This window comes from Vibrio sp. CCUG 15886 (genome assembly GCF_028570825.1).
Lineage (GTDB): Bacteria > Pseudomonadota > Gammaproteobacteria > Enterobacterales > Vibrionaceae > Vibrio > Vibrio vulnificus_B.
The window spans coordinates 279627-294543 of the sequence record NZ_JAQQBT010000005.1; the positions used below are offsets into that span (position 1 = coordinate 279627).

Annotated in this window: 18 protein-coding genes and 1 pseudogene; all 19 read right to left on the minus strand. The window is 47.0% G+C overall.

The genetic code is table 11. The annotated features are described in order from the left end of the window. Positions 1–13: 13 nt before the first annotated feature. Entirely contained in the window at positions 14–367 is a 354-nt protein-coding gene (gene rplR, locus PQQ36_RS12825; protein ID WP_011078817.1) for a 50S ribosomal protein L18, read from the minus strand. A gap of 9 nt (positions 368–376) precedes the next feature. After that, complete coding sequence (rplF, locus tag PQQ36_RS12830; protein WP_011078818.1) at positions 377–910, minus strand: 50S ribosomal protein L6; 534 nt, start codon at positions 908–910, stop codon at positions 377–379. A 12-nt stretch (positions 911–922) separates the two neighbouring features. Beyond that, a complete protein-coding gene (gene rpsH / locus PQQ36_RS12835; protein ID WP_011078819.1) occupies positions 923–1315 on the minus strand; it encodes a 30S ribosomal protein S8 in 393 nt (130 codons plus the stop codon). A gap of 30 nt (positions 1316–1345) precedes the next feature. Next, the gene (rpsN, locus tag PQQ36_RS12840; protein WP_011078820.1) at positions 1346–1651 is read right to left on the minus strand and encodes a 30S ribosomal protein S14; all 306 of its coding nucleotides are present in this window, start codon (positions 1649–1651) and stop codon (positions 1346–1348) included. A 17-nt stretch (positions 1652–1668) separates the two neighbouring features. Further along, positions 1669–2208: a 50S ribosomal protein L5 gene (gene rplE, locus PQQ36_RS12845; RefSeq protein ID WP_011078821.1), complete on the minus strand. Its 540-nt coding sequence runs from the start codon at positions 2206–2208 to the stop codon at positions 1669–1671. A 26-nt stretch (positions 2209–2234) separates the two neighbouring features. Further along, positions 2235–2552, minus strand: a complete 318-nt coding sequence (rplX, locus tag PQQ36_RS12850) for a 50S ribosomal protein L24 (RefSeq protein ID WP_011078822.1) — start codon at positions 2550–2552, stop codon at positions 2235–2237. Positions 2553–2565: 13 nt separating this feature from the next. After that, positions 2566–2937 carry a 50S ribosomal protein L14 gene (rplN, locus tag PQQ36_RS12855; protein WP_011078823.1) on the minus strand — a complete coding sequence of 124 codons (372 nt, stop codon included), beginning with the start codon at positions 2935–2937 and terminating at the stop codon, positions 2566–2568. 162 nt (positions 2938–3099) lie between these two features. Continuing rightward, the gene (gene rpsQ / locus PQQ36_RS12860; protein WP_011078824.1) at positions 3100–3354 is read right to left on the minus strand and encodes a 30S ribosomal protein S17; all 255 of its coding nucleotides are present in this window, start codon (positions 3352–3354) and stop codon (positions 3100–3102) included. Further along, the gene (rpmC, locus tag PQQ36_RS12865) at positions 3354–3545 is read right to left on the minus strand and encodes a 50S ribosomal protein L29 (protein WP_011078825.1); all 192 of its coding nucleotides are present in this window, start codon (positions 3543–3545) and stop codon (positions 3354–3356) included. Before rpmC ends, rpsQ begins: the two co-directional genes overlap by 1 nt. Further along, positions 3545–3955, minus strand: coding sequence for a 50S ribosomal protein L16 (rplP, locus tag PQQ36_RS12870; protein ID WP_004728605.1), 411 nt, complete (start codon positions 3953–3955; stop codon positions 3545–3547). Before rplP ends, rpmC begins: the two co-directional genes overlap by 1 nt. Positions 3956–3966: 11 nt before the next feature. Then, on the minus strand, positions 3967–4668 hold the full coding sequence (rpsC, locus tag PQQ36_RS12875; protein WP_011078826.1) for a 30S ribosomal protein S3: 702 nt from the start codon (positions 4666–4668) through the stop codon (positions 3967–3969). Between the two features lie 18 nt (positions 4669–4686). Then, positions 4687–5019, minus strand: a complete 333-nt coding sequence (rplV, locus tag PQQ36_RS12880) for a 50S ribosomal protein L22 (protein ID WP_005528535.1) — start codon at positions 5017–5019, stop codon at positions 4687–4689. A gap of 10 nt (positions 5020–5029) precedes the next feature. Further along, the gene (rpsS, locus tag PQQ36_RS12885) at positions 5030–5308 is read right to left on the minus strand and encodes a 30S ribosomal protein S19 (protein ID WP_011078827.1); all 279 of its coding nucleotides are present in this window, start codon (positions 5306–5308) and stop codon (positions 5030–5032) included. Positions 5309–5329: 21 nt separating this feature from the next. Beyond that, positions 5330–6154, minus strand: a complete 825-nt coding sequence (gene rplB / locus PQQ36_RS12890; protein WP_017420314.1) for a 50S ribosomal protein L2 — start codon at positions 6152–6154, stop codon at positions 5330–5332. Positions 6155–6170: 16 nt separating this feature from the next. Continuing rightward, on the minus strand, positions 6171–6473 hold the full coding sequence (gene rplW / locus PQQ36_RS12895) for a 50S ribosomal protein L23 (protein ID WP_011078829.1): 303 nt from the start codon (positions 6471–6473) through the stop codon (positions 6171–6173). Continuing rightward, positions 6470–7072, minus strand: a complete 603-nt coding sequence (gene rplD / locus PQQ36_RS12900; RefSeq protein ID WP_011078830.1) for a 50S ribosomal protein L4 — start codon at positions 7070–7072, stop codon at positions 6470–6472. The genes rplW and rplD overlap by 4 nt, the downstream gene beginning before the upstream one ends. Positions 7073–7088: 16 nt before the next feature. Further along, entirely contained in the window at positions 7089–7718 is a 630-nt protein-coding gene (gene rplC / locus PQQ36_RS12905) for a 50S ribosomal protein L3 (protein ID WP_011078831.1), read from the minus strand. A gap of 14 nt (positions 7719–7732) precedes the next feature. Continuing rightward, positions 7733–8044, minus strand: a complete 312-nt coding sequence (gene rpsJ / locus PQQ36_RS12910) for a 30S ribosomal protein S10 (protein ID WP_004410492.1) — start codon at positions 8042–8044, stop codon at positions 7733–7735. 1396 nt (positions 8045–9440) lie between these two features. Then, positions 9441–13994: pseudogene (locus tag PQQ36_RS12915) on the minus strand (SslE/AcfD family lipoprotein zinc metalloprotease). Positions 13995–14917 lie beyond the last annotated feature (923 nt).

Consider the following 14917-nt stretch of genomic DNA (forward strand, 5'->3'; position numbering starts at 1 on the left):
TTCCAACCCTACCTTAGAATTTCAGACCAGCTTCGCGAGCAGAATCTGCTAGCGCCGCTACTCGACCGTGGTATTGGAAACCAGAACGATCGAATGCAACAGTAGATACGCCTTTTTCAAGAGCGCGCTCTGCTACAGCTTTACCAACTGCTTTAGCTGCTTCGATGTTACCAGTGTATTTCACTTGCTCACGGATCGCTTTTTCTACAGTAGAAGCTGCTGCGATAACCTCAGAGCCGTTTGCTGCGATAACTTGAGCGTAAACGTGGCGAGGAGTACGGTGTACTACCAGGCGAGTTGCACCAAGTTCTGCAATCTTACGACGTGCACGTGTAGCACGACGGATGCGAGATGCTTTCTTATCCATAGTGTTACCTTACTTCTTCTTAGCTTCTTTACTACGCACATTTTCATCTGCGTAACGAATACCTTTACCTTTGTAAGGCTCAGGCGCGCGGTAAGCACGAATGTCTGCTGCAACTTGACCGATCAACTGCTTATCACAACCAGTTAGAACGATTTCAGTTTGGCTAGGACACTCAGCTTTGATACCCGCTGGCAATTCATGCTCAACTGGGTGAGAGAAGCCAAGAGTTAGACCAACCGCATTGCCTTTGATAGCAGCACGGTAACCTACACCCTTAAGGATTAGCTTACGGGTAAAGCCTTCAGTAACACCTACAACCATGTTGTTAACTAGAGCGCGAGCAGTACCTGCTTGTGCCCATGCGTTAGCAACACCTTCGCGAGGACCGAAAGTTAGCTTGTTTTCTTCCTGAGCGATAACTACTGCGTTGTTGATAACGCGAGATAGTTCACCTTTAGCACCTTTTACAGTGATTTCTTGGCCGTTCAGTTTCACCTCTACGCCAGCTGGAATAGCGACAGGTGCTTTAGCAACACGAGACATATTCTACTCCTATTAAGCTACGTAGCAGATGATTTCACCACCAAGACCTGCTTTACGAGCAGCACGGTCTGACATCAGACCCTTGGAAGTGGAAACTACAGCAACACCTAGACCACCCATAACAGATGGCAGATCGTCTTTCTTCTTGTAGACGCGCAGACCTGGGCGTGAAACACGCTTCAGTTGCTCGATTACTGGTTTAGCTTGGAAGTACTTAAGAGTAACTTCTAGCTCAGGTTTTGCTTCGCCTTCAACAGCGAAGTCAACGATGTAACCTTCAGCCTTTAGTAGTGCAGCGATTGCAACTTTCAGCTTTGAAGAAGGCATTTTAACAGCAACTTTGTTTGCTGCCTGACCGTTACGAATACGGGTCAGCATATCCGAAATCGGATCTTGCATGCTCATATGATTTACTCCAAATGATTAAAGTGGCAATTACCAGCTAGCCTTACGAAGTCCAGGAATCTCGCCTTTCATGCAAGCTTCACGAACTTTGATACGGCTCAGACCGAATTTACGTAGGTAACCGTGTGGACGACCAGTTTGGTTACAACGGTTGCGCTGACGTGACGCACTAGAATCACGTGGAAGAGTTTGCAGTTTTAGAACCGCATTCCAACGATCTTCTTCAGATACATTTACATCGCTGATGATAGCTTTTAGAGAAGCACGCTTTTCAGCGAACTTAGCTACTAGCTTTGCACGTTTTGCTTCACGTGCTTTCATTGATTGTTTAGCCATAACAGTAACCCTTCACCTTACTTACGGAATGGGAAGTTAAAGGCAGCCAGCAGAGCACGGCCTTCCTCATCAGTACCAGCAGACGTCGTAATAGTGATGTCTAGGCCGCGTACACGATCAACTTTATCAAAGTCGATTTCCGGGAAGATGATTTGCTCGCGAACGCCCATGCTGTAGTTACCGCGACCGTCAAAAGACTTAGCGTTAACACCACGGAAGTCACGTACACGTGGAAGAGCGATAGAGATTAAACGCTCCATAAAATCCCACATACGTTCGCCACGCAAGGTTACTTTACAACCGATAGGGTAGCCTTCGCGGATTTTGAAACCTGCAACAGATTTACGCGCTTTAGTGATAAGTGGCTTTTGACCAGAGATCGTTGCCATATCAGCAGCTGCGTTTTCTAGCAGTTTCTTATCGTTGATAGCATCGCCCACACCCATGTTAAGGGTGATCTTTTCGATTCTAGGGACTTGCATGACGCTTGTGTAACCGAACTGTTTGGTCAGTTCAGCGACTACAGACGACTTGTAGTAATCATGCAGTTTCGCCATAGTAGAACTCCAAATTACTTTCTAAATTAGTTAGAAACAGTTTCACCGTTAGACTTGAAGAAACGAACCTTTTGGCCGTCTTCAAAACGGAAACCGATACGGTCAGCTTTACCAGTAGCTGCGTTAAAGATCGCCACGTTAGAAACGTCGATTGCTGCTTCTTGCTCTACGATACCGCCTTGGATACCTAGTGCAGGAACAGGTTTCTGGTGTTTCTTAACAAGGTTGATACCTTCAACGATAACTTTACCAGTTGCTAGGACCTTAGTTACTTTACCTTTCTTGCCTTTATCTTTACCAGCAAGAACGATTACTTCGTCGTTACGACGGATTTTAGCTGCCATTTTTTGCCGCTCCTTACAGAACTTCTGGAGCCAGTGAAACGATCTTCATGAACTTATCGCCACGAAGTTCGCGAGTCACAGGACCAAAGATACGTGTACCGATTGGTTGCTCAGTGTTGTTGTTTAGCAACACACAAGCATTTCGGTCGAAGCGAATGACAGAACCGTCTGGACGACGTACGCCTTTACGGGTGCGAACTACCACCGCCTTCAGAACGTCACCTTTTTTAACTTTACCGCGAGGAATTGCTTCCTTAACAGTAACTTTGATAACGTCACCGATATGTGCATAACGGCGGTGAGAGCCACCCAGAACCTTAATACACATTACGCTGCGAGCGCCTGAGTTATCAGCTGCGTCCAGCATACTTTGCATTTGGATCATGTTAGTGCTCCGCTAAATATTAAAAAAACTAGACCCTCTCGGGTCGGGCTGCCTCTTTATAAGGGACGCGAATTGTACCACCCTTTTTTGTGATTGGGTAGTCAAAAAATAAACGGCCCCAAAAAAATTTTGGAGCCGTTTATATTCATAGAATAGTGAAGATTAGATCTTCGCTTTTTCTACAACTTTTACCAAAGTCCAAGACTTAGTCTTAGACAGTGGACGACATTCACGAATTTCAACAGTGTCGCCAATGCCACACTCGTTGTTTTCGTCATGTGCGTGAACTTTAGTCGTGCGCTTAACGAATTTACCGTAGATAGGGTGCTTCACCATGCGCTCGATAGCAACAACGATAGACTTGTCCATCTTGTCGCTAACAACACGACCTAGTTGAGTACGAATTTTGTCGCTCATTATGCGCCTGCCTTCTCAGTCAAAACAGTTTTCACACGTGCGATATCACGGCGTACAGCTTTCAGAGTATGAGTTTGCTGTAGTTGACCAGTTGCAGCTTGCATGCGCAAGTTGAACTGTTCACGTAGCAAATTCAATAGCTCAGAGTTAAGCTCTTCAACGCTCTTTTCGCGTAGATCTTGTGCTTTCATCACATCACCTGCTTAGTTACAAATGTAGTCTTGAATGGCAGTTTGCGAGCCGCTAGGCGGAACGCTTCACGCGCCAATTCTTCAGGTACACCATCAACTTCGTACATAACCTTACCAGGTTGGATTTGGGCTACCCAGTACTCAACGTTACCTTTACCCTTACCTTGACGAACTTCAAGTGGTTTTTCAGTGATCGGCTTGTCTGGGAACACACGGATCCAGATCTTACCTTGACGCTTGATGTGACGCGTCATAGCACGACGTGCAGCTTCGATTTGACGAGCAGTCAAACGACCACGGCCAACAGCTTTAAGACCAAAAGAACCAAAGCTAACTTCAGTACCTTTAGCTAGACCGCGGTTACGACCAGTATGAACCTTACGGAACTTAGTACGTTTAGGTTGTAGCATCTGTCGACTCCTTACTTACGGCCTTTACGCTGCTTCTTAGGCTTGTCAGCCTTTGGCTCTGCAGCTTCAGTTGCTGCTGGCATACCGCCTAGGATCTCACCTTTGAAGATCCAAACTTTAATGCCGATTACACCGTATGTGGTGTGAGCCGAAGAAGTTGCGTAATCAATGTCTGCACGTAGAGTGTGTAGAGGCACACGGCCTTCACGGTACCACTCAGAACGTGCGATTTCAGCGCCGCCTAGACGACCGCTTACTTCCACTTTGATACCCTTAGCACCTAGACGCATTGCGTTTTGTACCGCACGCTTCATAGCACGACGGAACATTACACGACGCTCTAGCTGAGACGCGATGCTGTCACCAACAAGTTGCGCATCTAGTTCAGGCTTACGTACTTCAGCGATGTTAATTTGCGCTGGTACACCTGCAATTTTCGCTACAGCTGTGCGTAGCTTCTCAACGTCTTCACCTTTCTTACCGATAACAACGCCTGGACGAGCAGTGTGAATAGTCACACGGATGCTCTTAGCAGGACGCTCGATAACGATGCGTGATAGAGACGCTTTTGAAAGTTCCTTAGTTAGGAACTGACGTACCTTGAAGTCGCCGTCTAGGTTGTCAGCGAAATCTTTGGTGTTAGCAAACCATGTAGCATTCCAAGGCTTAACGATGCCTAGACGAATACCATTAGGATGTACTTTTTGACCCATTGCTTACTCTCCTAGTCTCTAGCGATCTGCTACAACAACAGTGATGTGGCTTGAACGCTTCAAGATACGATCCGCACGACCTTTAGCACGAGGCATAATACGCTTCATGGTTGGGCCTTCATCTACAAAGATTTTTGCGACATTCAGATCGTCAATATCTGCACCTTCGTTGTGCTCCGCGTTAGCGATAGCAGACTCTAGAACTTTCTTAACTAGTACAGCAGCTTTTTTGTTGCTGAAAGTTAGGATTTCAAGAGCTTGGTCAACAGATTTACCACGAATTAGATCCGCAACTAAGCGAGCTTTCTGAGGCGAAATGCGAGCAAAGTTATGTTTAGCAATAGCTTCCATTATTTACTCCTTAACGCTTCTTAGCTTTCTTATCCGCAGCGTGACCGCGGTAAGTACGAGTTGGTGCGAATTCACCCAGTTTATGACCGATCATTTCTTCGGTAACGAAAACTGGAACGTGCTGACGACCATTATGGACAGCGATGGTCAAACCGATCATCGTAGGGATGATCATTGAACGACGGGACCAAGTCTTAAGTGGCTTTTTGTCTCCGCTTTCCACCGCTTTCTCTACCTTCTTCAGCAAGTGTAGGTCAATAAATGGACCTTTCTTGAGAGAACGTGGCATGGCGATTCCTCTTTATATAGATTACTTGTTACGACGACGTACGATGTACTTGTCAGTGCGTTTGTTGCTACGAGTCTTGTAGCCTTTAGTTGGTACACCCCAAGGTGAAACTGGATGACGGCCACCAGAAGTACGACCTTCACCACCACCGTGTGGGTGATCTACTGGGTTCATTACCACACCGCGAACGGTTGGACGAACACCACGCCAGCGACTTGCACCAGCTTTACCAAGCTCACGAAGCATGTGCTCAGAGTTACCAACTTCACCGATTGTTGCGCGACCTTCAGATAGAACTTTACGCATTTCGCCAGAACGTAGACGGATAGTTACGTAAGAACCATCACGAGCTACTAGCTGAGCGTAAGCACCCGCTGAACGAGCCAACTGTGCACCTTTACCAGGAGTCAATTCAACACAGTGAATTGTAGAACCTACTGGGATGTTGCGCATTGGTAGAGTGTTACCCGCTTTGATCGGTGCATCAACACCAGATTGGATAACGTCACCAGCTTGCAGACCTTTAGGTGCAATGATGTAACGACGCTCACCGTCTGCGTACAGAACTAGAGCGATGTTTGCGCTACGGTTTGGATCGTATTCTAGACGCTCAACTTTCGCTGGGATACCGTCTTTAGTACGTTTGAAGTCAACTACACGGTAGTGTTGTTTATGACCACCACCGATGTGACGTACTGTGATACGACCGTTGTTGTTACGACCACCGTTCTTAGAGTTTTTCTCTAGAAGAGGTGCGTAAGGCTTGCCTTTGTGTAGGTCAGCGTTAACAACTTTAACAACGTGACGACGACCAGCCGAAGTCGGCTTACATTTAACAATAGCCATTATTCAACTACTCCTGTTATTCCGCGCCGCCAACAAAGTCAAGATCTTGACCTTCTTTCAAAGTAACGTACGCTTTCTTCACGTCTGAACGACGGCCTTGGCGTAGACCTTGACGCTTGGTCTTACCCTTAGTGATAAGAGTATTTACAGACTTAACTTCAACTTCAAATAGCTGTTCTACAGCTGCTTTGATCTCTTTCTTAGTTGCATCTTTCGCTACTTTGAAAACGATAGTGTTCGCTTTCTCAGCTGCCATAGTTGCTTTTTCAGAGATGTGCGGTGCACGTAGAACTTTTAGTAGACGCTCTTGAGTGATCATGCCAGCATCTCCTCAACTTGCTTAACTGCATCAGCAGTCATTAGAACCTTGTTAAACGCGATTAGAGAAACTGGGTCAATACCAGCTACGTCACGTGCGTCAACTTTGTATAGGTTACGTGCAGCTAAGAATAGATTCTCGTCTACTTCGCCAGTTACGATAAGCACGTCGTTTAGCTCAAGTTCTTTAAGCTTAGCAACTAGCTCTTTCGTTTTTGGTGCTTCAACAGAGAAGTTATCAACAACGATTAGACGCTCTTGACGAACTAGCTCAGAAAGAATGCTCTTCATCGCACCACGGTACATTTTCTTGTTTACTTTTTGGCTGTGATCTTGTGGTTTCGCAGCAAAAGTAACACCACCTGTACGCCATAGTGGGCTACGGATTGTACCAGCACGTGCACGGCCAGTACCTTTTTGACGCCATGGCTTAGCACCACCGCCAGAAACTTCTGAACGTGTTTTTTGAGCACGAGTACCTTGACGAGCACCTGCTGCGTACGCAACAACTACTTGATGAACAAGAGCTTCGTTGAACTCACGTCCGAAAGTAGCTTCGGAAACAGTTAGTGCAGCAGCACCTTTAACCATCAATTCCATTACTTACTCCTAGACGTTATGCTTTAACAGCTGGTTTAACGATCACGTTACCGCCAGTTGCGCCAGGGACTGCACCTTTAATAAGAAGCAGATTGCGCTCAGCGTCAACACGTACGATCTCTAGGTTTTGAGTCGTTACACGCTCAGCACCCATGTGACCTGCCATTTTCTTGCCTTTAAATACGCGACCTGGAGTCTGACATTGACCGATAGAACCAGGAGCACGGTGAGACAATGAGTTACCGTGAGTCATATCTTGAGTGCGGAAGTTCCAGCGCTTAACAGTGCCTTGGAAACCTTTACCCTTAGATGTACCAGTAACGTCTACTTTTTTAACTTCGTTGAATAGCTCAACAGTTAGTTCTGAACCAACTGCAAACTCTTCGCCGTTTTCTAAACGGAATTCCCAAAGACCACGACCAGCTTCAACGCCAGCTTTAGCAAAGTGACCTGCTTCAGCTTTGTTTACGCGGTTAGCTTTCTTTGTACCAGCTGTAACTTGGATTGCTGCATAGCCGTCAGTCTCAAGAGTTTTCACTTGAGCAACACGGTTCGCTTCAACCTCAACAACAGTTACAGGGATAGAAACGCCTTCTTCAGTAAATACGCGGGTCATGCCCACTTTACGACCGATTAGACCAATCATTCTTCTAATCTCCCTTAACCTAGGCTAATTTGAACGTCAACGCCTGCAGCAAGGTCTAGACGCATCAGAGCATCAACAGTTTTGTCTGTTGGCTCAACGATGTCGATTAGACGCTTGTGAGTACGAATTTCGTACTGGTCACGAGCTTTCTTGTTAACGTGTGGAGAGATAAGAACGGTGAAACGCTCTTTACGAGTAGGTAGTGGGATTGGACCACGAACCTGTGCGCCAGTGCGCTTAGCTGTTTCAACGATTTCCGCTGTAGAAGCGTCGATTAGTTTGTAATCGAAAGCTTTAAGGCGGATACGGATACGTTGGTTCTGCATGAGACAGAGCTCCAATATTAAAAATTACACAAACAATATCGCCACTCAAACTCGTTAAGACGAGAGAATGCCGATTGATTTATGTGAAACCGTAGCATCCAAGATTAGGACGCATTGTCAGTTAATTTTCGATTAACCATGTATCTATGGAAGGAACGCTATCAGATAGGAACACTAAAATAGATAAGCTAATTGTATTAACTGCGAACATAAGCTGAGTATACATTACCCCACAACCGAAGCTGCTGGCTCCTCGCTGCTCATTGGTTCACAACTGAACAAGTCAGTGCGGCGTATTATACAGATCACAGTTTTGCTTGCAAGGGCTGTTTGAAAAATAATCGGAGAAAGATTCAGACGATTAAGATCCTCGCAACCTGGAGTAGCCGAGATACAACTCACCTCAATACACATGGCAGATAAACACAATCGCTATAATGGAGCTCAATACCCTCCCCGCACCACCAGCCGTCATTCCCGTGTACACGGGAAACCATTTATCCGCACACACCGAACCCTGCGTTAGAACAAAAGCTCGCAACGTTAAAACGTGCACAGGGTCATCAAACATTTACCGATAGTGAGGCAGTACGACCAACCCACTGCGCTTTCCGTACCATGGGTCCCCGCGTTCGCGAGGATGACGAGCTTTGAGGCTATGGCATAGATAGGAGCGCCCATCCCCTATCCGCATTCCTAACTCTCAGCCACCTCCCCCTGCTGTCATTCCCGTGCACACGGGAAACCATTTATCCGCGCACGCTAGATGCCGCGTTTGGAGATACACTCACCACAACAGACAGCAAGAACAACGACAATGCAGTAGTAATACCTACCCTCCACGCTCGCCGTTCCATGGGTCCGCGCGACCGCGAGGATGACGAGATAAAAGAAGGAAAGAAAAAGCCGATCGAAGATCAACGCCAAAGAACAAAAACTCTGAACACCGCCTCCCCCTGCTGTCATTCCCGTGCACACGGGAAACCATTTATCCGCACACGCCAGATGCCGCGTTTGGAAATACACTCCTCACAACAGACAGCAAGAACAACGACAATGCAGTAGTAATACCTACCCTCCACGCTCGCCGCACCATGGGTCCCCGCGTTCGCGAGGATGACGAGATTAAAGATGAAAAAGAAATGAATCGACCTAGAGCTCAAATATAAGTCAGAAGTGCTGGAAACTAGAGAACTAGGAACTAGGAACTAGGAACTAGGAGCTAGATAACTAGATAACTAGATAACTAGATAACTAGATAACTAGATAACTAGATAACTAGATAACTAGATAACTAGAAAACTAGAAAACTAGAAAACTAGAAAACTAGAAAACTAGAAAGGTAACTGCAACTTAGCACGAAAACAAAGGCCCTAGAGAGCTAGGGCCTTATCTATTATCTTGATAACTGATTTATCGCTAATGGATCATGTTGTGGTTCAGGCAACTTGAGCGCTTTCAACTTGTCTAGCCCACTTTGTGTAATCCCGCCTTCATACCTTGGTGTTGGGTCACCTGGGTAGAGAAACACTTTAGACCCCGGATTCCACGCTTGGAAGAAAGCACTCAGATCCGTTTGAGCCGCATAAGAGGCGCAAAGCATCAACATGTCACTCTTTCCCAACCCTGACGCTTGGCACATGTTCTCACCTTTTAGCTTAAACAAATCCTCAGTCTTATTACGCGTTAATCGATGCATTAATTTAAAGAGGTTCCACCCTGTGATCCCTTCTTTCGAGCTGTAGTAACTTGGCACCTCATCGCCATACCACTGCTGAATATCAAATTCACTCTCAGCCCACTCTTTCAGTTGTGCAAACATCACTAAGCGTTCACCCGCACCGCCCGCGCCCCATGCATGACCATTCTCCATACGCACAAAATCTGGCGCGATTCGGATATCTTGCTCAACGCGAACCATTTTTCCTAAGTACTGATCCTGCATGTACAACGCCAGTAGGTTATTCACCACTTCCGTTGCGCCATCTACATTAAACGGTGCCTCTGCGGCGTTATGTCCAACCTCATGCCATAACAGCCAGCTGTTCAGTGGCGCTGTATTTAGACTTTGGCTCTTAGCATTAAAGCTCGCATTCATCACTGGGTAACCAGAGTGAGCCGCGCCAATACTAATCGCAACATCATTTACAAAGTGATGGCGGTTATTAGGATTACTCTGACTGGTCGCTTGACGATTTAAGCGCCCTTCAACCCCTTCATCGCGAGCGTAAAAATCATTGAGATCCGCCGAAAAACGATCGAGATCCCGGGCGAACTGTTCGATACCACCAGAGTAACCAGAAGCATTTAAGTTCGCTTTCGGGGCAGTAAAGACAAAGGTATCTGAAATCACCTCACCCATTGGCGCAGGAGAGATCTGTGGATTTTGCCATTTGCCCTGTTTATACAGAGGCGCATCAACCGTGCCAGTAAACGTTAAGCTCACTTGCTCGCTATTGCCACCTTGGGCATAAATCAAACCACCATAAGGAACGGTAAACTGCTGACTTGTGGCATGGCCACCACCAATGACGAACGACTTGGTCATTCTTGGCGGACGCTGCAAACCAAGCTCATGTTTTTCACGACCAGTTAAATCATCCGCCAAAGCGATAGTGATAGTGACGGGCGCTTCCTCCCCAGCCACCGATACCGTAAACGGCTACTGCGCGACCGCCCACTGCCCTGTTGGCTGACGGTTGCCCGCAAACCATGCGGTCGTCAAATTACGCATATCCAAAGTAACATTGCGGCCACCCGCCCCCTCACCTGCTTCTCCAGGGAATGCACGGACATCCACCTTGATGTCTAAATCCCAAAAAGAGCGACCAAGCATTAATCGGGTTAACGGTTTTTCCATATAGTTGAGCGGGTAGCTAGGGTTCATTTGACCGGCATACTCACCAGCCTCATCACCATAGACCATGTTCAACCGGTTCAATTCAGATTTCACCTCTTCTGGGCAATGGGTATTACCGCCTGCCACATCATTGGTGTAACAGTTTAAGAATTGGGTAAAACGCTGGAAACCTAACTCATCCTCACTGCTTGATTCGTAGCGATAATCGAGGTCGTTCCATAGCCAAACCGTCATATTCTGGTAGATACGGTTGAGATCAACACTGCTTAAACGCTCCCCCATTTTCCCTTTGGTACGGAAATAGCGCTCATGCTGATACAACGCCTCAATATTGGTCCCTAAGTTAGCCGCTTTCACCATAGCTTGCGATTCTGCTTCACCAAGTTTGAGCTCAGTGTAATAAGGCACATGCATACCCCCACCAGTGGGTATGCCGTTCCCTGGGCGGGATTCCAAACAGTTCACTTCATAATGAAATTGGCTATCATGACACTCTTGATAAGCGGGCTTTCCGTTTACCAAGAAGGCGTTCAAAATACGTTGCTTTGCCTTGGCAAGGCTGTCTTGATCCAATATAGGCTGTTGATGTTCATCGACAACCACATGGCCCTCTTCATCTTTACGCCAATGCTGTGATTCATCAATAAAGGCGACATTAATGATCGGGTTGCCATCTTTATCCAGCACTGGCTCGCCTTGCTCATCCAATTCAGGCCAACGAGCCATCTCTAGATTGGGTTTATCATCTGGCCTGCCTTCTACTTGATATTGCCACTCAACCGAACCATCGTCTTTAATGGTGTAAGGCAATACTGGTTTACCATCCGCGCCTTGTACCGCCGCATAGCGCTCCAGCACCCAAATACCATGCTGACGCTGATTGCGCGGGCGATCAGGATAACCGCCACTTGGTCCATTGCCATTTGGCACCACACTTTGCCCCATGCCAAACGCGATACCGGCACTATCGAGTAACCGAGCAACTTCACCCGCATTAGCACGATTGATGATGGTTTCCATCATCAAAACATTGCCACCACGATTCACGTAGTCGATGAGATCCGAGACATCTTGCTGGCTCAATTTAGGCTTATTGATATTGGCACTCATTGGCAGATCGTACGCGCCGATACCCGCATGACCTAAATACTCATACCCATTGATGATCACAACAGGCATAGCTTCAGGGTCAAGATTCACAAAATCAGGGAGTTGCTCCGTTTTAGCCGCTAAACGAGGATCGATAACAAAATCGGCCCGCTCGCCCATCACTTGACCATGACGCTTAAAGTAGACATAAGGAATATTGGTGCCAACCGTCAGCTCTTGCGCTGATTTGCCGGTTAAATAACGCAGCGTGTTAGCAAAGAAGTTTGCCATGTCGTCAGCGTCGCTGGATTGCTTACACGAGCCATCTTGATTCACCCCGCCATTCCAACTAAAGCCATTCGGGCAAACCAACACACTGTTGTATCGCGCGTTGCCCATCACCATCACTTTGCCTTCGCCCAACTCACCAATGCTCATGAAAGGCAGATTGAAGGTCGCCGTTTCCGCCGACACTTTTTCTGGCACAACAGAAGAAGGGGCCTCGGTGATAAACGCCAGACCTTGCGCATCCCAAGCTTTCGGTTGACCAAAGTCGATCCAGTAATTGTTGTCGTTACGAGCCATCATGACCGGAAACGCGCTATTGGCAATATTCACCGCCGCCTGACCGCGTGCATTACCTGTACTCCCGTAGAAGTTGGTACTGTCATGGAACACATGGAAACGTTCTACTTTTTTCCATCCAGCTTGCTGCACTTGGTTAGTCGCCCCCCAAAGTTTTTGGATATCCGCTTGAATGCGGCTTGCTTGCGGATCGAGTGCGCCTTTAACCACTGGCAGCTCAACGTTTGAGCGAGCAGATGGCTTAGCTAGCTGTTGATCGATATCCGCAGCGAGACCATGAGCAAATTGCTGTTCAAATTCACCCGGAACCAGTTGCGTTTGACCTCCCCCCACGTCAAGTAACGTATCATCACTATTGAGCGATAAAGAGATCGCTTCATTGACCACGTTCGGATAGAGGGCAAAAACCTCCGTGACTTGTTGAGGAAGCGTTACTTTACTGTCAGTACGGTCGGCATAACGATGCACCAGTTTTTCAACGTTTTTCCCCTCATTTCCTTGAGCAAGTTCTGTTAGCTGGAAGGCCGTTTTGTTGCCGCGTACCTCACCCAGTTCAAACGTATCGATAGCAAAACTGATGTTTTCGCCCCAAGAGAATTCAAAACGGCCATCACCGATCATATTTCCTTGCTTATCGACTCCAGTGACACCTCGACCATGGGCACTGAAATAGGCAATACCATTGACAGGCAAACCTTGCTCATTAAGCAACTGTGCTTGAGTTAAGATAACCTCGCTCGGTTTATAAACCAGAGACTCTTCAGCACTTGCTGACACAAAACCACTCGTTAAGTCACTCGATGCGCCGGGCGTCACCGCCGGTGGAACATCGGGCACGTGCGTTGTAGGCTGCTTATCCACTTGGTTATCATTGCTCACTTTCTCGGTGATCAACGCTCGAAACTCATCAACAGGCATGTCTAGGTTGTGGTCAAAATAATGTTCGAACGTGAGCGCATCGCGTGACGAAGACAAATCCAGCTCTATTGTATTGCCCTGAGTGCTACCTATGTTTTTAATCAGCGTTTGAATATTGCTCAAACGTACTGGTGAAGCTTTGTATTCATCGGCTTGAGCCAGCGACAGGACTTCCACATTGACGGCACGACTACGAGTTTGTTCCGCAACGTATGGGGTTGTGAAGGTTGCAAGTGTGCGACCTTGCACCATGCACACGACATCCTCTTTTTGAGGAACATCGAACTGATTCGCTGGCCCACCATTACACTCAACCGAACCGCTCAACATCAAATGCCCATCCAAAGATAAGGCGCTGACGATGATCGGGTCATCAACCCCAATATCGGGCAGCTCTGGTTCTACCGTTGGAGGGAGAACGGGGGCAAGTACTTGATCTTCACTACCACAAGCCACCAGCATAGAAGCAATCAAAAGCGACAAAAGGCTTCGTTTCAAGATGTCATCCTTCTTAAGAATACATTGAACAAGCAGACTTTCTTAATTAGCTCAAAACAAAAAAGAAAAGACGAAAGAACTGCGATTTACTTAATTTTAAAGCTCATTTTTACAGTTCAATATTCTATATATGGATTCAAGTTTGGGAAATAGAAATGAATCGCTACCTCCGAAAATGTGGCAGAGATAGAGATTTAGTAATAAAGAACCAGGGCACCAGCCATCATTCCCGTACTCACGAGAACTCATCCACACACCAGATACCACGTTTGGAAATGCTCTCACCGCAACAAACAACAAGAACAACGTCAATACAGTAGTAATACCAACCCACAGCGCTTGCCGTACCATGGGCCCCCGCGTCCGCGAGGATGACAAGATAAGAGACAGAAAGAGGCTAATAGACAGAAGTTATAAAGAAGAAGTTGGAATAACAAAGATGAGACAAGACAAACCAACAGCGCCACTCTCACATAAACACTCAGCACACTACTAACTGTCATTCCCGTGCACACGGGAAACCATTTATCCGCACACACTGGATGCCGCGTTTGGAAATACACTCGCCACAACAGACAACAAGAGCAACGACAATACAGTAGTAATACCAACCCACAGCGCTTGCCGTACCATGGCCCCCCGCGTTCGCGAGGATGACAAGATAAGAGACAGAAAGAGGCTAATAGACCGACGTTATAAAGAAGAAGTTGGAATATCAAAGGATGAGACAAGACACATCAACAGCGCCACTCTCTCATAAACGCTCAGCACACCGCCACCACACTACCAACTGTCATTCCTGTGCACACGGGAAACCATTTATCCGCACACGCTGGATGTCGCGTTTGGAAACATACTCACCGAAATAGACAACATAGAACAATCCAACATCAACACTGGCAATGAAGCGGTAATACCAAGCC